Source organism: Roseateles sp. P4_D2 (assembly GCF_056401875.1).
This window is the reverse complement of the sequence record NZ_JBFUIM010000005.1, coordinates 72,237-90,741: the sequence shown is the minus strand read 5'-3', so window position 1 is coordinate 90,741 and position 18,505 is coordinate 72,237. Positions and strand designations below refer to the sequence as shown.

The 18,505-nt window shown below is 66.9% G+C and carries 15 protein-coding genes; 10 read left to right on the top strand and 5 right to left on the bottom strand.

All coding sequences use genetic code 11. The annotated features are described in order from the left end of the window. Nucleotides 1–6 precede the first annotated feature (6 nt). Both AC1DW0_RS10515 and AC1DW0_RS10510 read left to right on the top strand, forming a co-directional pair. The gene (locus AC1DW0_RS10515; RefSeq protein ID WP_477945756.1) at nucleotides 7–1,590 is read left to right on the top strand and encodes a DHA2 family efflux MFS transporter permease subunit; all 1,584 of its coding nucleotides are present in this window, start codon (nucleotides 7–9) and stop codon (nucleotides 1,588–1,590) included. 14 nt (nucleotides 1,591–1,604) lie between these two features. Then, complete coding sequence (locus tag AC1DW0_RS10510; RefSeq protein ID WP_477945754.1) at nucleotides 1,605–3,014, top strand: efflux transporter outer membrane subunit; 1,410 nt, start codon at nucleotides 1,605–1,607, stop codon at nucleotides 3,012–3,014. A 9-nt stretch (nucleotides 3,015–3,023) separates the two neighbouring features. On the opposite strand, the gene AC1DW0_RS10505 is transcribed toward AC1DW0_RS10510, so the two are convergent. Genes AC1DW0_RS10505 through AC1DW0_RS10490 form a run of 4 tightly spaced genes read right to left on the bottom strand, consistent with a single transcriptional unit; the run spans nucleotide 3,024 to nucleotide 6,877 of the window. Next, nucleotides 3,024–3,398: a GFA family protein gene (locus tag AC1DW0_RS10505; protein ID WP_477945752.1), complete on the bottom strand. Its 375-nt coding sequence runs from the start codon at nucleotides 3,396–3,398 to the stop codon at nucleotides 3,024–3,026. Nucleotides 3,399–3,403: 5 nt separating this feature from the next. After that, the gene (locus AC1DW0_RS10500) at nucleotides 3,404–4,675 is read right to left on the bottom strand and encodes a 3-deoxy-D-manno-octulosonic acid transferase (protein WP_477945750.1); all 1,272 of its coding nucleotides are present in this window, start codon (nucleotides 4,673–4,675) and stop codon (nucleotides 3,404–3,406) included. After that, nucleotides 4,675–5,430 (bottom strand): tetratricopeptide repeat protein, encoded by a 756-nt coding sequence (locus tag AC1DW0_RS10495; RefSeq protein ID WP_457324004.1) that lies wholly within the window; start codon nucleotides 5,428–5,430, stop codon nucleotides 4,675–4,677. Before AC1DW0_RS10495 ends, AC1DW0_RS10500 begins: the two co-directional genes overlap by 1 nt. A 49-nt stretch (nucleotides 5,431–5,479) precedes the next feature. Continuing rightward, nucleotides 5,480–6,877, bottom strand: coding sequence for a phosphomannomutase/phosphoglucomutase (locus AC1DW0_RS10490; protein WP_477945748.1), 1,398 nt, complete (start codon nucleotides 6,875–6,877; stop codon nucleotides 5,480–5,482). Nucleotides 6,878–7,014: 137 nt separating this feature from the next. On the opposite strand from AC1DW0_RS10490, the gene AC1DW0_RS10485 reads away from it, so the two are divergent. The 7 genes from AC1DW0_RS10485 to AC1DW0_RS10455 all read left to right on the top strand — a co-directional run bounded on the left by AC1DW0_RS10485 (nucleotide 7,015) and on the right by AC1DW0_RS10455 (nucleotide 14,564). Next, nucleotides 7,015–8,139, top strand: a complete 1,125-nt coding sequence (locus AC1DW0_RS10485) for a sensor histidine kinase (protein ID WP_477945746.1) — start codon at nucleotides 7,015–7,017, stop codon at nucleotides 8,137–8,139. 5 nt (nucleotides 8,140–8,144) lie between these two features. Beyond that, complete coding sequence (locus AC1DW0_RS10480) at nucleotides 8,145–8,891, top strand: LytR/AlgR family response regulator transcription factor (RefSeq protein ID WP_056202214.1); 747 nt, start codon at nucleotides 8,145–8,147, stop codon at nucleotides 8,889–8,891. 30 nt (nucleotides 8,892–8,921) lie between these two features. After that, nucleotides 8,922–9,644 (top strand): substrate-binding periplasmic protein, encoded by a 723-nt coding sequence (locus tag AC1DW0_RS10475; protein WP_457325035.1) that lies wholly within the window; start codon nucleotides 8,922–8,924, stop codon nucleotides 9,642–9,644. Between the two features lie 61 nt (nucleotides 9,645–9,705). Next, nucleotides 9,706–11,148 carry an Ada metal-binding domain-containing protein gene (locus AC1DW0_RS10470; protein WP_457325036.1) on the top strand — a complete coding sequence of 481 codons (1,443 nt, stop codon included), beginning with the start codon at nucleotides 9,706–9,708 and terminating at the stop codon, nucleotides 11,146–11,148. 109 nt (nucleotides 11,149–11,257) lie between these two features. Beyond that, a complete protein-coding gene (locus AC1DW0_RS10465; RefSeq protein WP_457352727.1) occupies nucleotides 11,258–11,746 on the top strand; it encodes a methylated-DNA--[protein]-cysteine S-methyltransferase in 489 nt (162 codons plus the stop codon). Further along, nucleotides 11,743–12,624: a DMT family transporter gene (locus tag AC1DW0_RS10460; RefSeq protein WP_477945743.1), complete on the top strand. Its 882-nt coding sequence runs from the start codon at nucleotides 11,743–11,745 to the stop codon at nucleotides 12,622–12,624. Before AC1DW0_RS10465 ends, AC1DW0_RS10460 begins: the two co-directional genes overlap by 4 nt. Before the next feature lie 104 nt (nucleotides 12,625–12,728). Further along, nucleotides 12,729–14,564, top strand: a complete 1,836-nt coding sequence (locus tag AC1DW0_RS10455; RefSeq protein ID WP_477945741.1) for a right-handed parallel beta-helix repeat-containing protein — start codon at nucleotides 12,729–12,731, stop codon at nucleotides 14,562–14,564. Between the two features lie 221 nt (nucleotides 14,565–14,785). Here the strand turns inward: AC1DW0_RS10455 and AC1DW0_RS10450 are convergent, their stop codons facing one another. Beyond that, nucleotides 14,786–15,022, bottom strand: a complete 237-nt coding sequence (locus tag AC1DW0_RS10450) for a c-type cytochrome (protein WP_477945739.1) — start codon at nucleotides 15,020–15,022, stop codon at nucleotides 14,786–14,788. Between AC1DW0_RS10450 and AC1DW0_RS10445 the strand changes: the two genes are divergently transcribed. Further along, complete coding sequence (locus tag AC1DW0_RS10445) at nucleotides 14,988–18,002, top strand: RHS repeat-associated core domain-containing protein (protein WP_477945737.1); 3,015 nt, start codon at nucleotides 14,988–14,990, stop codon at nucleotides 18,000–18,002. The two genes, AC1DW0_RS10450 and AC1DW0_RS10445, sit on opposite strands and share 35 nt — an antisense overlap. Nucleotides 18,003–18,505: the final 503 nt, after the last annotated feature.

The following is an 18,505-nucleotide window of genomic DNA, read 5'->3' as shown; positions in this document are numbered from 1 at the left end:
CCTGACATGGGCAACGAAAACTACCTCCCCCCGCCGCCCGACCAGAAGGTCAGCGGCCGCACCTGGCTGGCCGTGCTGGCCAGCCTGCTGGGTGCCTTCATGGCGGTGCTGGACATCGCCATCACCAACTCCTCGCTGCGGGACATCCTCGGCGCGCTGTCGGCCACGCAGGAAGAGGGCTCCTGGATCTCCAGCGCCTACCTCGTCGCCGAGATCGTCGTCATCCCGCTGGCGGGCTTCCTGTCGATGGTGTTTTCCACGCGGCGCTACCTGGTCATCAATGTCGCGCTGTTCCTGCTCTTCAGCACGCTGTGCGGCATGGCCTGGAGCCTGGAAAGCATGATCGCCTTCCGCGCGGCCCAGGGCTTCACCGGCGGCGTCATGATCCCGATGGCGATGACGCTGGTCACGCGCAAGCTGCCACTGAATAAGCGCCCCATCGGCCTGGCCCTGTTCGGCATGACGGCCACGCTGGCCCCCACGCTGGGCCCCACCGTCGGCGGCTACCTTACCGAGCTGTATGGCTGGCCCAGCATCTTCTACATCAACTGGGCACCCGGCATCCTGCTGATGCTCGGCGTCAGCATCGGCCTGGACAAGGAGCCGATGAACTTGCGGCTGCTGCGTGAGGTGGACTGGTGGGGCGTCGTCTTCATGGCCGTCGGCCTGGGTTCGCTGACCGCGATGCTGGAAGAGGGCAATGCCAAGGACTGGTTCTCAAGCCCCTTCATCATCACGGCCGCCGTGCTGGCGGTGGGCGGCATCTATGGCTGGGCCTGGCGCGGCCTGACGCGCAAGAACACCTTCATCGACCTGCACATCCTCGGCCGCCCGAGCTTCCTGATCGCCGGCGTCATTGCGTTTGCGACCGGCATGGGCCTCTACGGCTCGGCCTTCATCCTGCCGCTGTACCTCGGCCAGATCGCCAGCTACACGCCGATGCAGATCGGCATCGTCATCATGTGGATGGGCCTGCCGCAGCTCTTCATCATGCCGTTCGCGGCCAAGCTGTCCACCAGGCTGGACAACCGCGTGATGATGAGCGTGGGCCTGGCGCTGTTCGCCACGTCGTGCTTCATGAACACCCACATGAGCGCCGACACGGCCGGCCCCGAGCTGCTGTTCGCGCAGATCGTGCGCGCCCTGGGCCAGCCGCTGATCATGATCACGCTGACCAACTTCGCGGTGAACGGCGTCCCGCCCAACCTGCTGCCCAGCGCCTCGGGCATGTTCAACATGATGCGCAACCTCGGCGGCTCGGTCGGCATCGCCACGCTGGCCACGCTGCTGACCAACCGCGAGCACCTGCACAGCGCCCGCGTCGGCGAGTCCATCAGCCTTTACGACCCCGCCACGCAGGCTCGCCTGGACACGCTGGCGCAGAACTTTGCGTCCAAGGGCGCCGACCTCGCCACCGCCCAGGACATGGCCATCAAGGCCCTGGACAACGTCGTGCGCCGCGACAGCTTCGTCATGGCCTACAACGACGCCTTCCTGATCCTTGGCATCGCGCTGATCAGCTGCGTGTTCATCGTCTGGATGAGCAAGAAGGTGCTCGGTGGCGCCGGCGCCGCCGAAGCCGCACATTGAATCGGGAGATCAACATGATCCAACTCAAGACCGTTTTCACCCTCGTTGCCACGGCGGCGCTGGCCGCCTGCACGACGCTGGGCCCCAACTATCAGACCCCAGCCGCCAACGCACCGGCCGCCTATCGCGCCGCAGCCCTCGTGGCCGGCGCCGAGCTGCAGCGCGACTGGTGGCTGCTGTTTGGCGACGCCCAGCTCGACGCGCTTGAAGCGCAGGCCCTGCAGGCCAGCCCCACGCTGGCGGCCGCGGCCGCGCGGGTCGAACGCGCCCGCGCCGTGTATGGCGCGACAAAGGCGGACGAGCTGCCGCGTGTCGACGTCGGCGGCAGCGTCACCAACCTGCGCACGTCCGCCAAGTCGGTCACGACGCCGGTGCTGGGCGGCCAGGCCATCACCTTCGACGGCACCCAGACCGGTGTGCAGGCCTCCATCGGCTGGGAGCTGGACCTCTGGGGCCGCGTGAAGCGCCAGGCTGAAGCTTCGCAAGCCCAGCTGGATGCCTCCACGCTCGACGCTGCCGCCGCCCGCGTCGCGCTGACCGCCGACGTCGCCGCCGCCTACTGGCAGTGGCGCGCGCTGGCCGACGAGGCCGCAGCGTTGCAACGCCTGCGCGACAGCCGCGCCAACGCCTTCAAGGTCGCGCAGACCCGCTTCGACGCGGGCTCCTCGACGACGCAGGACCTGGAGCGCGTGCGCGCCGAACTGGCCTCGGCCGACGCCGACGTGGCCGACCTGCCGCGCCGCCAGGCGCTGGTGGCCAACCAGATCGCCGCGCTGACCGGCCAGGCCGCGGCCGAGCTGAAGCTGCGGGCGTCACCGATGCCGGCACCGCCGCAGATCCGCGCCGGCCTGCCGTCCGAGCTGCTGCAACGCCGTCCTGACCTGGCACAAAGCCTGGCGCAGCTGCATGCCGCGACGGCCCAGGTCGGCATTGCCGAGGCCGCCTTCTACCCGTCCATCCGCCTGACCGGCAGCTTCGGCTACCAGAGCAAGGAGTTGGACTCGCTGATCTCCGCGCCAGCGCGCCTGTACAACATCGGTCCGAGCATCTCGCTGCCCATCTTCGAGGGCGGCCGCAACAAGGCCAACCTCGCCGGCGCGAGGGCCTCGGTGGACGAGTCTCTCGCCGCTTTCCGCGGCCGCATGCTGCAGGCCTTGCGCGAGGTCGACGACGCGCTGGCCGAACTGCAGGGGCGCGCGACGGTGGTGGACGCCCAGAACCGCACGTTGGCGTCCAGCAGCCAGGCGTTGAACGTGGCCAAGAGCCGCTATGACAAGGGCGCCGTCAGCTATCTGGACGTGACCGAGGCCGAGCGCACGCCGCTCGCCACCGAGCGCGCGCTGGCCCAGCTGCGCGGCGCGCAATGGGCGGCGACGGCGCAACTCGTCAAGGCGCTGGGCGGCGGCTGGACCCAGGGCAGTTGATCCCGGGGCTCAGCCCCTGTTCTCGTCGAACTGCTCGGCGCCCGGGACGGCCTGAAGCCAGGGCTCGCGGCGCTTGACCCAGAGCTCGTAGCTCGGCACCAGCGGCGTGGGCGCCTTCGACAGGATGCCGAGCTTGATCTCGGCCTCTTGGTCGTCGAGGGAAAACAGCCGGGCCCCGCAACGAGGGCAGAAGCGCTGGCCGCGGAACTCGGCGGTGTCGCCTTGATGCTCGAACTGGCCGGCCGGCCAGACGGCGTAGAAGGTGAAGGCCGAGCCGCTCTCCTTGCGACAGTCCATGCAATGGCAGATGCCCACGCGCAGCGGTTCGCCTCGGGCGGCCAGCTTTACCCGGCCACAAAGGCATTCACCGGAATAGGTCGTCATGGCCGTCAGGGAATGATTGAAAGCAGGGCCACCGCCATGCGGGCGGCAGCCCCTTGGTGCGCCCGGGAGAAGGCTTGCGCCCGTGCCGCCATGGTCTGCCGTGACACAGTGTCCCCACAAAGTGTCAGGCCCTGGGCGACGGCGTCGGACAGATCGGCACAGCGTCTGGCCGCACCCGCGGCAATGGCCAGCTCGGTCGCCTCGGCGAAATTGAAAGTGTGCGGCCCCGCCAGCACCGGGCAGCCGCAGGCCGCGGCCTCGATGAGGTTCTGGCCGCCCAGTGGCGCGAAACTGCCGCCGAGCAGCGCGACGCTGGCCAGGCCGTAGTACAGCGGCATCTCGCGCATGGAGTCGCCCAGCCAGACGTCGACGGTGAGGGCCTCGGGCGGCGGCTCATCGCCCCACTGGCTGCGGCGCGCCAGCGTCAGGCCGGCAGCCTGAATGAGCGCTGCGATCTCGTCGAAACGCTGGGGATGGCGGGGCACGATGGCCAGCAGCGGTCGAGGGGAGGGCAGCCTGAGCCACTCGGCAAGAAGCGCCTGCTCCTCGCCTTCGCGGCTGACGGCCAGCATCAGCACGGGTCCGTCCAGGAGGGCGGCCCAAGCCTGGCCGCGGGCGATCAGGGCCGGGTCCATCGCGATGTCGTACTTCAGGTTGCCGGCCACCTCGACACGGGCCATGCCCATCGCGCGGATGCGTTCGGCGTCGGCCTCGGTCTGGGCCAGGGCCAGCGTCATGCGGCGCGCCGCCGGCCGCATCAGTGCCGCCAGGCGCCGGCCCTGGCGCAGGCTTTTCTCCGACAGGCGCGCGTTGGCCAGCACCATGGGCACCCGGGCCTTTTCGGCTTCACGCTGCAATGTCGGCCAGACCTCGGTTTCCATCAACACGCCGACCTTGGGCTGCCAATGGCGCAGGAAGCGGCGCACGGCGCCGGGTGTGTCGTAGGGCAGCCAGGCCTGGGCATCACCCTCGCGCAGCAGGGCTTGGCCGGCTTCGCGGCCGGTTGCCGTGGAATGGGTCAGCAGCAGGCGCAGGCCGGGCTCGCGCCCGCGCAGGGCCGTGATGAGGGCGCTGGCCGCGCGCGTCTCGCCCAGTGACACGGCATGGATCCACAGCCGGCCAGGTTCGGCCGAGCCTGGGTAGAAACCAAGGCGTTCGCCGAGGGCGTGCCGGTAGAGCGCCTCCTTGGCGCCGCGCCGCCACAGCCGCAGCAGATAAAAGGGCGTCAGCAGCCGCAGCGCGGTTGCATACAGGGCCAGCGCGAGGCCCTCAGGCATCAACCACCTTTGCGTGCCAGCTCGTGCGCGGCCTTGAGCCGACGCATGACCGGGTCATTCAGTTCGCGGCTGACAGGATTCCAGAGCTGGACCTGGCGATCGATCTCGGTCTGCAGGCGGGCAGCCGTGGCGGCGTCGCCGGTGGCCAGGGCCCAGATCGAATACTCGGCATTGGCCTCGAAGCTGCCGAACCGGCGCACTGCTGCTTCGAAGTTCTCGCGGGCCTCGGCCTGCCGGCCCGTGCCGGCGAAGCAGCGTGCAAGCAGCAGCAGGACCTGGTCGGGACGGTAATCGGGCCGTTCGGCCTTGAGTACTTGCAGATGGCTCAGCGCCGGGTCGAAGCGCTGGCACTCCACGTGGGCGCGCACGGCGCCGAAGCGCAGGTCGGGGTCGCTGGCAAACGGCCCCTTCAGTGCGCCCTCGTACAGCTCGGCGGCCTCCTTGGCCTCGCCGGCATTCAGCAGCGCCTCGGCCAGCCGCATCTGGTTCTGGGCCGAGGGCGACACGTCGTAGACGATGCGTGCCTCCCGAACTTCACGGCCGGGATCGAGAGCCCGCGCGGCCGCGGACACCGCCTTGCGTGCGCCTTGGTCCAGCCGCGAGTTGGGCAGGTAGATGGCGAAGAAATAGACCGCGCTCCCCAGCAATGGGAAGGCGAACAGGATGAAGAGCCAGTACAGCTGCTGGCCGCTGCGCACGACATGGACCGCGCAGAACAGCGCGATCAGGATGTGCAGGCCTCCGATCAATGGCATGTCGTTCTCCCTGTGATTGGTCTTGGGCGGCTCTGTGGCCGCTTCGGAATCAGTGGCCCGCTGCGAACTGGGCGTCCGGCTTCACGCGCTTGAGTTGCTCCAGCACGTCGTGCTGGATGCGTTCCAGCGCCTCGGGCGTATGGCCTTCGAAGCGCAGCACCAGCACGGGCGTCGTGTTGGACGGGCGGATGAGACCGAAACCATCCGCGTACTCGATGCGCAGGCCGTCGATGGTGATCAGCTCGTTCGCACCGGGGAAGTCGGCCAGCGTCGTCTGGGCCTTCAGCGTCTTGACGACCTCGTGATGCTCGCCTTCGGCGCAGGGCACGTTGATCTCGGGCGTGTTGAAGCTGTTGGGCAGGGCCTGCAGCACGGCGCTCGGGTCCTTGGCCCGCGACAGGATCTCCAGCATGCGGCCGGCCGTGTACATCGCGTCGTCGAAGCCGTACCAGCGCTCGGCGAAGAAGATGTGGCCCGACAGCTCGCCGGCCAGCGGCGCGCCGGTCTCCTTCAGCTTGGCCTTGGCCAGCGAGTGGCCGGTCATCCACATCAGCGGCTTGCCGCCGTGCTTCTTGATCCACGGTGCCAGGCGCTGCGTGCACTTGACGTCGAAGATGATCTCGGCGCCCTTCTGGCGCTTCAGGATGTCGGCCGCGATCAGCATGATCTGGCGGTCCGGCATGATCATCTCGCCGTCTTTGGTGACGATGCCGAGGCGGTCGCCATCGCCGTCGAAGGCCAGGCCCAGCTCGGCGCCGGTGGCGTGGACGACGCGCTTCAGGTCTTCCAGGTTCTCGGGACGGCTCGGGTCCGGATGGTGGTTGGGGAAGTCGCCGTCGACCTTGGAGAAGATGTCGATGACCTCGCAGCCCAGCGCACGAAGGATGGCCGGGGCAGAGGCGCCGGGGATGCCGTTGCCGCTATCGACGACGATCTTCATCGGCCGGGCCAGCTTGCAGTCGTTGACGACGCGGTGGGTGTACTCGGGGACGATGTCCATCTTGGCGCCGCGGCCCTTGCCCTTGGCGTAGTCCTCGGCTTCGATGCGCTGGCGCAGGCCCTGGATCTGCTCGCCATAGACGGCGGCGCCCTTGAGCACCATCTTGAAGCCGTTGTAGTCCTTGGGGTTGTGGCTGCCCGTGACCATGATGCCGGAGCTGCAGCCGTGCGCACCGCGCGTGGCAGCGACGTAATAGAGCATGGGCGTGGTCACGGCGCCGATGTCGACGACGTCCAGGCCCGTAGAGCGCAGGCCACGCACGAGTGCTGCGACCAGGCCGGGGCCCGACAGGCGGCCGTCACGGCCGACAGCGACGGCCTTTTCGCCCAGGGCCTTGGCCTCGGTGCCGAAGGCACGACCCAGGTGCTCTGCGAGCTCCTCGTTCAAGGTCTGGCCGACGACGCCACGGATGTCATAGGCCTTGAAGATGGATGCGTGAACCTGCATGAAATGCCCTCGAATACTGGGTTTTGAAAACGCGCCGGATTGTAGGCACGGCATGTGTCCGACCATCCGTCGCATCGGCTGTCGATTCGTCACTGATGCAAGGGTCATGCCGCCGCGGCTTCCTACACTCGCGCCCCATGACATTCACCGAGGAATTCGCCCAGGCCCTGCGCCACCAGCGCGTGCTGATGAAACATCGGCCGGACCGGATGCGCTTTCGGCTGCTGATCTACCTGATCTGGACGCTTGGTTTCGGCACCGTTTTTTCCGTCATGGCCGGCCTGCAACAGGGCAATCTCGGTTCGCTCTTCTGGTGGCAGGCCCTGATGCCAGGCAACATGCTCGTCAGCCTGTGCGTGTCGATCGGCTTCTTCTCCATCTTTCGCGCCTTCGAGCGGCTGGCGCCGCAGCGCTGGCTGGACACCGTCATGGGTTGGCGCGACTGGCGCTCGGGCCTGTTCTTCTCTGTGTTGTCCATCAGCTGCGCGCTGCTTGGCGTGGTCGTTGGCATGTGGCTGGTCGACCGCATCTGGATGGGCAACGGCAACACGTTGCAGCTGCTGGGTAGCTTCGGTTTCTGGCGCCAGTTCCTGCTGATCTCGGTGTTCATTTCCGTCGTGGCGAGCTTTCGCTACCGCGCGCGGTGGCGCCAGGAGATGCTGCAGGCCCGGGTGACCGAGGCCCAGCTCAAGCTGCTGCAGGGCCAGATCGAGCCGCATTTCCTGTTCAACACGCTGGCCAATGTGCAAAGCCTGATCGACTTCGACCCGACGCGGGCCAAGCAGATGCTGGAGCGCTTCACCGATTACCTGCGCGCCAGCCTGGGCCAGTTGCGCGGCGACACGACGACACTGGCCCAGGAGTTCGCGATGCTCGACGCCTACCTCGCGCTGATGCAGTTGCGCATGGGCGAGCGGCTGCGCGTGCGGTTGGAGCTGCCCGCTGAGTTGAACGGCATCGAATTGCCGCCGCTGCTCGTGCAGCCGCTGGTGGAGAACGCCATCCACCACGGCCTGGAGCCCAAGATCGCCGGCGGCGAGATCGTCGTCAGCGCGCGGCGTGAGGCCGACACGCTGGTCATCGATGTCGACGACGATGGCCAGGGGCTGGACGCCCCGAAACGGCGAGGTGGCAACGGCGTCGCCCTCGACAACATCCGCGAGCGGCTCAAAGCCCGCTGGGGCCTGCGCGCCACGCTCGAACTTCAACCCCGCGAAGGCGGCGGCACCCGCGCCCGCATCTGCATTCCCTTTTCTGCCTGAACACCATGACGACAGCCCTCATCGCCGACGACGAACCCCACCTGGCCCAATACCTGAAGGCCCAGCTTGCCCAGGCCTGGCCCGAGCTGCAGATCGTCAGGATCGCCGCCAACGGCGTCGAGGCCGCCGAAGCCATCGCCGACCTCGAGCCCGACCTGGCCTTTCTGGACATCCAGATGCCCGGCCTGACCGGCCTGGAGGTGGCCCAGGGCATTGAGGGTGCAACGCGCGTTGTCTTCGTGACGGCCTATGACCAGTACGCTGTCGAAGCCTTCGAGGCCCGCGCCGTCGACTACCTGCTCAAGCCGCTGAAAGCCGAGCGCCTGGCCGCGTGTGTGACGCGTCTGCGCCAGGAGGCGCCACCGCCGGCTGGCGACGATGCGCTGGCCGAGACGCTCAAGCGGCTTCTGCCCACCGCCGCATCGGCACGGCTGCGCTATATCCGCGCCGCCCAAGGGGAGCTGATGCACCAGATTCCCGTCGATGAAGTGCTGTTCTTCCACGCAGACGACAAGTACACCGTCGTGCAGACGGCCACTGCCGAACACCTGATCCGCACGCCCATCTTCGAGCTCGGTGGCCAGTTGGACCCCGACCGCTTCTGGCAGGTGCACCGCTCCACCATCATCAACCTCGACCACCTCGCCGGCACGCGCCGCGACGAGCAGAGCCGGCTCTTCGTGCGCATTCGCGGCCAGGCTCGCGAGCTGCCTGTCAGCCGCGCCTACGTTCATCTGTTCAAGGCGATGTAGAACGGCCTTCACCCGGCTTAGAGTCGGGGCATGCTGTTGTCCCGCCGCTGCCTGCTGTTCGCCCCGGCTGTACTGCTGGGCACGGCCCAGGCCGCGCCGCCATTGGAGTGGGTGGCCGGGAATCTGCCACCCTTTGCGTGGGAGGCGAGCGGTGGCCCACGCGGCTTCGCCCACGAGTTGGCCGTTGCCATGGCCCAGCGCCTGGGCAGGCCGGCCCTCGTCAGCTACGTCCCCTGGGCGCGCGCGGTGCGCACGGTCGAGCAGGGGCGGCACTACGGCATCTTTCCGCTGGCGCGGACGCCGGACCGCGAGGCCCGCTTCCAGTGGCTGGTGCCGCTGATGACGGTGCGCTACGGCCTCTACACCCTCGCGACCGAGTCGCGCCTGGAGCTCGACCAGTTGCGTGAGCTGCGCATCGGCGTGCTGCGCGGCTCACCCATTGCGGCCAATCTGCGGGCCGAGCGCTTCAAGACCATCGTCGAAGCGAAAGACTACCGCGACCTGTTGCGCCTCCTGCGCGAGCAGGCGCTGGATGCCGTCTACGCCGGCACGCCCATGCTGGAGGCCGCAATGGACGAGTATGGCCAAGCCCGCATGCTCTTCGTGTTGCAGACGACGCTCGGCGAAGCCACGCTCTACATGGCCGCGTCGCTCGGGCTCGATGCCGCGGAGGCACGGCGCTGGGTCGCGGCCTACCGCCAGCTTGAAGAAGACGGCACCGTCGCCCGCATCCGCCGCCGCTACCTCCAGTAAGTTCTGGGGGCATGTCCGAAAACTGCCAGGATCTGGCAGGGGCCCGTCCTAGACTGGCTGCATGTTGTCCGAGACCCTCCCACCTGACGCCGCCTACGCCGTCCTGCAGTCGCACGACGCGCGCTTTGACGGGCGGCTCTACGTGGGCGTCACGTCCACCGGCATCTACTGCCGCCCTGTATGCCGGGTGCGCCTGCCGCGGCGCGAGAACTGCCGCTTTTTCTCGACGGCGGCCCAGGCCGAAGCCGCCGCCTTTCGCCCCTGCATGAAATGCCGGCCCGAGCTGGCACCGCGCGCCCTGCCGTGGACGACGATGGACGCCTCGCGAACGCTCGCCCAGCAGGCCGCTGCCTGGCTGGATGCCTGCGATGACGCCGAGGCCAGCGTCGAAGACCTGGCAGCCCATCTCGGCATCACGAGCCGGCACCTGCGCCGCATCTTTCAGGCCGAGCACGGCGTGTCGCCCTTGCAATACTTGCAGACGCGCCGCCTGCTGCTCGCCAAGGCCCTGCTGACCGACAGCACGCTGCCCGTCAGCGAGATCGCCTTCGCGGCCGGCTATGCGAGCCTGCGGCGCTTCAACGCCGCCTTCGTCGAGCACTACCGCCTGCAGCCCACAGCCCTGCGGCGCGAGGGTGGCGGTGCGGCCCCCGTGTCGCGGCTGCGGCTGAGCTACCGCCAGCCCTATGACGTGGCTGGCGTGCTGGCGTTTCTTGCGCCGCGTGCGATCACGGGGGTTGAGCGGGTGGAGGAGGGCGGCGTCACACGCTCCCTGGCGCTGACTCACGCCGGCCGGCGCCATGCCGGCTGGCTGCGCGTGAGCTTCGCCAAGGCGGGAGAGGTCGGCGTCGAACTGTCCCCCACGCTCTGGCCTGCCGTCGGCTCGCTATTGCCGCTGTTGCGCCGCTGGCTGGACCTGGACGCCGAACCCGAGGCCATCGCCGCTGCGTTGGGCGAGGCGGCCGTCGCAGGCCAGCGGCTGCCGGGTTGCCTGGACCGCTTCGAGCTGGCGGTACGCGCCGTCCTGGGCCAGCAGGTCACCGTGGCCGCCGCTCGCACACTCGCCGGCCGTTTCGTCGAGCGTTTCGGCGAAGCCTTGTCCGACGCACCCGAAGGTTGCCAACGCTTGTTCCCCACACCCGAGCGCATTGCCGAGGCGACGCGCGACGACATCGCGTCACTCGGCATCATTGGCCGGCGTGCTGACAGCCTCATCGCCCTGGCCCAGGCCTGGCCGACGCTGGCCTTTGCCCGCCACGAGGGTTCACCAGAAGCCGCTGCCGCCGAGCTGACGGCCATCCCCGGCGTCGGCCCCTGGACAGCCGGCTACATGTTGATGCGGGGCTGGAGCTGGCCCGACGCCTTCCCCCCCGGCGACGTTGTCTTGCGCAAGGCCCTGAGCCGCGAAGGCCCGTTGCTGTCGCCCAAGGCCTATCTCGAAGCCGCGGAGCACTATCGCCCCTACCGCAGCTACGCCGTCCTTCATCTCTGGAGAAGGGCTTGACCCACCCCGTACGCGCTTCGCGCGCGCCCTCAAGGGGGCACTGCCAGCGGCCTGACAAAGCCAGTTCCGCGGCAGTCGCGCGGCCAATCAGAAAGATCGGAGTTACTCGATGAACCATCACGTTTTGCAACGCAGGATCGAAACCCCACTCGGCCCGCTGACGGCCGCACGCAGCGCCACGGGCCTGTCGGGCCTGTGGTTTGACGGGCAGAAGCACCATCCCGGCGCGCTTGACGCGCCTGAGGACGACGGCAGCGACGCCGTCCTGTCGGCCACCGAAGCCGCGCTGACGGCCTATTTCAGCGGCAAGTCTTTCGACCTGCCGCCGCTGGACCCGGCCGGCACGGCCTTTCAGCGCGAGGTCTGGCAGGCGCTGCTGGCCATCGCTCCGGGGCAGCCCTCGACTTATGGCGCATTGGCCGAGCGCTTGGGGCGCGCCAGCGCAGCACGAGCGCTCGGCGCCGCAGTCGGGCGCAACCCGATCTCCGTCCTCGTGCCCTGCCATCGCGTTGTTGGCGCCGATGGCTCATTGACCGGTTATGCCGGCGGGTTGGAGCGCAAGCAGGCCCTGTTGAGCCTGGAGGGTGCTACCGCATGAAGGCTTTCGACATCGGCGAGCTGGTACTGCTCGCCGCGCTCTGGGGCGCCTCCTTCCTGTTCATGCGCCTCGGGGCCCATGAGTTCGGGCCAATCGCGCTGGCGGCCGTGCGCGTCGGCCTGGCCAGCGCCATGCTGATCCCGCTGCTGGCAGCGCGCGGCAATCTGGCTGACCTGCGCAATCACTGGAAGGGCTTGCTGCTCGTCGGCGCGCTCAACAGCGCCATCCCGTTTGCGTTGTTCTCCTTCGCGGCCCTGTCGATCACGGCCGGCCTGTCCAGCATCGTCAACGCGACGACGCCGTTGTGGACGGCCGTCGTCGCCTTCGTCTGGTTGCGCCAGGGGCTGACACCATGGCGCGTGCTCGGCCTCGTCATCGGCTTTGCGGGCGTGGCCTTCCTGGCCTGGGACAAGGCCGGCTTCAAGCCCGGCGAGGACCATTCGGGCTTCTGGGCCGTGCTGGCCTGCGCGACGGCCACCCTCTGCTACGGCATCGCGGCGAACGCAACCAAGCGCTATCTCGCCGGCGTTTCTCCTCTCGCCGTGGCCACTGGCAGCCAGTTCGCCGCCGCCGTGCTGCTGGCGCTGCCAGCCGCCTGGCTGTGGCCGGCCGCCATGCCGAGCAACGTCGCCTGGGGCTCGGCGCTGGCGCTTGCCGGCCTGTGCACGGCGCTGGCCTACATCCTCTATTTCCGGCTGATGAGCCGAGTCGGGCCGACGAACGCGGTATCGGTGACCTTTCTCATCCCGCTCTTTGCCATCCTGTGGGGGGCGCTCTTCCTGCAGGAAGCCATCACGTCCCAGATGGTGGCGGGTGGCGCCATCGTGCTGGTCGGCATTGCGCTGGCGCTGGGCCTGGTGGGTCCCAAGCCGCGCTGAAGTCACGCGGCGGATCTCCAGGCGCCTCGGCGCGGTGCAAACAGTGATAGCGTGCGCGCCATTGCAATTGGTAGCGCTACCTTCAGGCGCATGGAGACCGCACGATGTCCTTGCTCCCATCCCGCCGCTGGATCGGCGCTCTCGGCTTGCTGGCCGCACAGATCCTGGCCACCACCGCCATGGCCCAGCCCTCGGGCGGCCCTTATGGTCCGGTGCCGCAACGCTACGCGGTGCCCAAGGCGCCGCACGTCTATTTCGTGGCGCCAGACGGCAAGGCCGAGGCTTCCGGCGCATCGGTCAACGAGGCCACGTCCATCGAAACTGCAGTGACGCGCGTCGTCACCGGCGACGCCATCGTCATGCGCGGCGGCACCTACCGCACCGGTGGGCTGCAGCTCAACCAGGGCATCACCATCCAGCCCTATCTGGATGAAGTGCCTGTGCTCAAGGGCACGCGCATGGCGACCGAGTGGCAGAGCCTGGGCAACAACGTCTGGCGCACGAAATGGGCCACGCTGTTCCCGGCCCAGCCGCTGGGCTGGTGGCAACGCGAGCGTGAGGGCATGAAGACGCCGCTGCACCGCTTCAACAACGACATGGTCTTCATCGACGGCGAGCCGCTGCAGTCCGCGGGCTGGGAAGGCGAGGTCAGTGCCAAGGCCTACTACGTCGACTACGCCAAGGGTCATGTCTACATCGGCGCCGACCCGACCGGTCGCCTCGTCGAGATCACGGCGCACGACATCGCCCTGCACCGCCCCTCGCGCGAAGTCCACGGCAAGCCGTCGGACCGCAAGGGCCCGACTCTGCGCGGCATCACCTTCACGCAATACGCCTACCGGGCCATCGACATCGAGGGCAAGAAGCCGTCGACGCTGGTGTCGGAAGAACCGACCGACGATCCCGTCGGCCCGTCACCTGAAAGCGAGCACGGCAAGGAGGTCATGGGCACGCTGCTGGAGAACGTCACCATCAGCCATTGCTCGCGCGTGGCCGGCTACTTCCGCGGCGACGGGCTCGTCATCCGCAACTCCCTCATCAGCGACACCGGCACCGAGGGCATCTATGTCATCGGCTCGTCGGACGTGCTGCTGGAGCGCAACCTCATCCGGCGCAACAACGTGGAGAAGTTGACCGGCTATTTCCCGGCAGCGGTGAAGATCTTCAACCAGTCCTACCGCGTCACCGTGCGCGACAACCTCATCGTCGAGCAGCCGAACTCCAATGGTGTCTGGTACGACGTGGGCAATGTCGGCGGCGTCTTCGTCAACAACTACGTCGAGGGCACGATGGCGGGCCTGTTCTTCGAGATCTCGAAGGGCATCGTCGTGGCCGGCAATGTGTTCGTGAACAACGTGCAGGGCATCCGCATCCTGAACAGTTCGGATGCGCGGGTTCTGCACAACACCTTCGTCAACTCACCCGCATTGATCGACCGCAATGAGCGCAGTGCCGAGGCCGATCACTTCGGCTGGCACCCGCAGACCGGGCCGGGCGTGAACGAGCGCGTCGGCCATGTCTTCGAGGGCAATCTGCTGGTGGCCGATGCCACCGTGAAGGGTCCGCTGCTGCGCGTCGAACAGGCGGCGGTCACCTGCGGCAAGGTCACGCAGACCATGATGAGCCGCGTCGACGGCAATGTCTATCTGCGTGCGGGCAGCGGCCAACCGCTGATCAGCTGGGCGCCGCTGCCGGAAGCGGCTTGCCAGGCCCACTTCGCCAGCCTCGACGCCCTCCGCCAGGCGGTGCCGGGTGCGGAGGCAAGGGGCCGGGCGCTGCCGGCCTACGCAGGGGCGGTGTTTCGTAGCCCGGAGCTGCGGCGGTTTGAGCTGGCGCGCGTGCCGGACGGGGTCCAGCCGCTACCGATACCGGCCGAGGTGCGCAAACTGCTGGGCTGGGAGGCCAGCCACCAGCCGGGCGCGCTCCCCGCGGCCCGCTGAGCTGATCACGCAGAAGCTCAGCAGCTCCGCGATCACCAGGTCGGTCCCAACGTGGCATGGGAGAAGGCCAGGCTGGGCATGGGAAGCCGGTCGACATACAGGCCATTGCTAGCCAGCCATGGGGCAGCAAAGCGGCGCGATCGTCGGCCAGCGTGTCGGAGTCTTCGCCGGCAACGCTCGCCGAACTTCACCGAGGGAGCCGTTGTGGGCGCCGTCCTCACCTAACGCCGTTGCAGATCATCCGCCGTCAAGGTCTGCAGGAAAGCCACGATGTCCGCCTTCTCTGCGTCAAGCAGAATCAAAGGCCGCCCGCTGGTACGACTTCGGTAATACACCTCTAGGTCGACCGCCTCGGCCAGCGTTGGCACGCTACCGTCGTGCATGTACGGAGCCGTCAGGCCGACGTTACGCAGACTGGGCGTCTTGAACCGACCGATGTCTTTGGGTTCTCGGGTCACCACGAAACGGCCAAGCTCGGCAAGTTCAGGTTCCCTTGCAATGACCAGCCCGGTGTCCGGCTCTTTGTCAGCCAGGCTCAAGAAGATCCGCACCAGCTCGTCTGAAGATTTCGCGTCGTTCTTGCTCGGGACGAAGACGTCGTGGAATGCGTGGACGGCCACCAATCGCTTGAAGGAGGTGACCGACCCCAACAGCAAACTGGTGATCTCCAACACGTACGAGACCGTCAACATTCCTGCGGGCAACTGCAGCTCTGGCGCCAGCAGCCCCGCGCTGAACAACTACGAGACCGGCCGCGTTAAATCCCAAACCCTGGCCGACGGCTCGACCTTCAGTTATTGGTACTCCACCACGGCGACCCAGCCGCCTTGCGCTGGCGGCGCAGTGACGCTGCCCGCCTCCTTGCAGACCGACCTCATCGACCGCCGCACCATCGGGCGGCGCGTGCAGTTCGACGCTCGCGGCAACGTCATCAAGAACATTGCGGCGATCGGGCAGCCCGAGCAGCAAACCACCACCTTCACATACACCGACAACCTGCTGACCAGCCTCACTGATCCGCTGAACCGGCAGACCACCTTCGGCTACGACACAGTCGGCAACCTCAAGACGCTCACGCGCCTGGCCGGCACCGCGGATGCCGTCGTCACCAGCGCCACCTACGACACGGTCTTCAACCAACCCCTGACCGTGACCGACCCGCTGGGCCACACGCACACCTTGCGCTACGACGCCCGCGGCAACCTGCGTAGCGTCACCGACCCGCTGGGCCACGTCACCACCTTCGCCTACGACGACCAAGGCCTGCTCATCAGCACGAGCGACGCCCTGGGCAAGACCAGCCTGTTCAGCTATGCCAGCGCCGACCCGCTCAGCGCGACCGACCCACTGGGCCGCACAGCCAAGCAACTCACCGATGCGGTCGGGCGCGTTACCACCACCACTGACCCCCTGGGCAACACCACCATCAATACCTGGGACGCCATGAACCGCCTCACGCAGGTCACGGACGCGCTGGGCGGCCTCACCACATTCAGCTACGACAACAACAGCCAACTGCTCAGCCACACCGACGCCAAGAACCAGACGACCGGCTACACCTACTGGCCCACCGGCCAGGTCAAGGACAAGACCGACCCGCTGGGCAAGGTGGAGAGCTACCTGTACGAGCCCGGCGGCCGGCTCAAGCAGCGCACCGACCGCAAAGGCCAGCTCAGCGGCGTCACCTATGACAACCTGGGTCGCGTCAAGACCATCGGCTTCGGCGCCACGGCGGCCAACCCCACCGCCTACACCAGCACGGTGACCCTCACCTGGGACAACGCCAACCGCTTGACGCAGATCGTCGACACCCAGGGCGGCGTGAGCAAGACCATCACCCGCGCCTACGACACGCTGGACCGCCTGACCCAGGAGAGCACCGACCAAGGCGAGGTCAACTACACCTACGACAAGGCCAGCCGGCGCGCGACCATGACTCTCAAGAACGGTCCGGCAGGCAGCCAGGTGGCCCAGCCCACGCTGACTTACACCTGGGACAACGCCGACCGGCTCACGTTGATCAGCCAAACCCCTGGGGCCAGCAACGGCAACCAGGCACAGACGGTGGCCTTCCAGTACGACGACGCCAACCGGCCCACCAAAACCACCTACACCGGCGGCATGAGCGTGAACACCACGTACACGGATGCGGGCGAGGTCAAGACGCTGAAGTACCTCAAGGCCGATGGCAGCGTCATCGCGCAGGGTGGCTATACGTATGACCTGGCGGGCCGGCGCACCGGCGTCAGCGGCGACCTGGCCAACTTCATCGGCACGCAGCAGCCCGACATCACCGACGCCAGCTACAACGCCGCCAACCGATTGCTCACCTGGGGCGGCAAGACCTTCAGCCATGACCTGAACGGCAACATGACGGGTGACGGAGTCACGACCTACACCTGGGATGCGCGGGACCAGCTTGTCAGCGTGAACAACACGATGACCAATGCCGGCTTCAAGTACGACAGCCAGGGCCGGCGCGTCTCGCGCACGCTCGGTTCAGCGACAACGGCTTTTAACTACGACGGCGACAACTTCATCCAGGAGTTGGATGCGCTGGGCAGAAGCGGCAACATCCGGGCCAACCTCATCACCGGCGGCATCGACCAGCACTTCATGCGCCAGACCACCGTCAACGCCCAGCCCAGCCTGAGCTGGGTCATGGCCGAGGCCAACAACAGCACCGTGGTGCAGGCCGACGGCGCGGGCAATGTGCAGAAGAGCTTTCAGTACACGCCGTATGGCAGCCCCATTGCCACCACCGGCACCAGCACAGACAGCCAGCGCTATACCGGGCGCGAGGACGATGGCACAGGGCTGTACTACTACCGGGCGAGGTATTACAGGCCGGATTGCATGAGATTCATCAGCGAAGATCCGATCGGTTGGGCGTCGGGTCAAGTTAATAACTATGCGTATGTCGGCGGCAACCCAATTTCTTACTTGGACCCAAGTGGCCTGTACTGCATGTCCGAGGAGGCCATCGGGACAATAGGTGGGATCGCAGGTGGCGTTCTATCGGGTGCGATAAATGGATTTCAACGAGGGGGCTTTCCCATGGCCATCGTAACGGCTGTGACCGGCGGTGCTATGGGCGATCTTGCTGGCTTCATTGGCTCGTCAACGGTTGGAAATTCTTCGCTGGGTGGCGCCGCCGCAGCGGTTATGGGTTCAGGCGGGGTGCCGGTTCGTGATGGATTTGGAGGACTCGTCGGCGGAGTGTTCGCCTATGAACTCGCGCAGGACGGGATGCGTGATTCACACGCCGCAATCGTCGGTGGGGGAATTGGCGGAGGCGTCGCTGGCTTCGTTACGGGATTTATGACAAACGGCGTGGCAAAAAATGTGGTGATGGGCGGACTCGGCGGAGTAGCGGGCGCCGCACTCGGCAGCGCCATCGTCGAAGGTCTTAGGTTTGGGAATTCTTGTGGGCAATAGGCATGAGAAAATACTTGCGGCTGTCGCTGTATGTTTTTGTTGGGGTGGCTCTAATGGTTACAGTTGGGGTCGCCAGTGTTTTTCTTTGGAAGCATTTGGCCAGCATCGGACGCGCGCCACCTGCAATTGTTTTCGGAGTAATCGCAATCGCTTTGGTATTTGCAATTTACTCGAAAATAAATGCAATTTGTCTGAACGAGGTGCAGCGGCTTCGCAGATCGAAGGAATTATCTGCAACCAAAGCTCATTAGAAGCTTAATTGGCTAAACAGATCAGGTCACTCGCCTCCTAGTCTTTGGAGTGCAACCAATGCGTTACTTCGATCGACCCATTGTTAGGCCGCTGATAGTTGGGTTTCTAGGATTCATCCTTGCGGCAATTGGGGCGGGGCTCGCATATGTTCTGGATCTAGATCGTGGGATGGCACTTGCCGCATGCTTTTTTCTGGTCGCCTGCGGAGTAGCCGTTGGTTTCTATGGCATAGGCAAGGGTTGGGTCGCGTG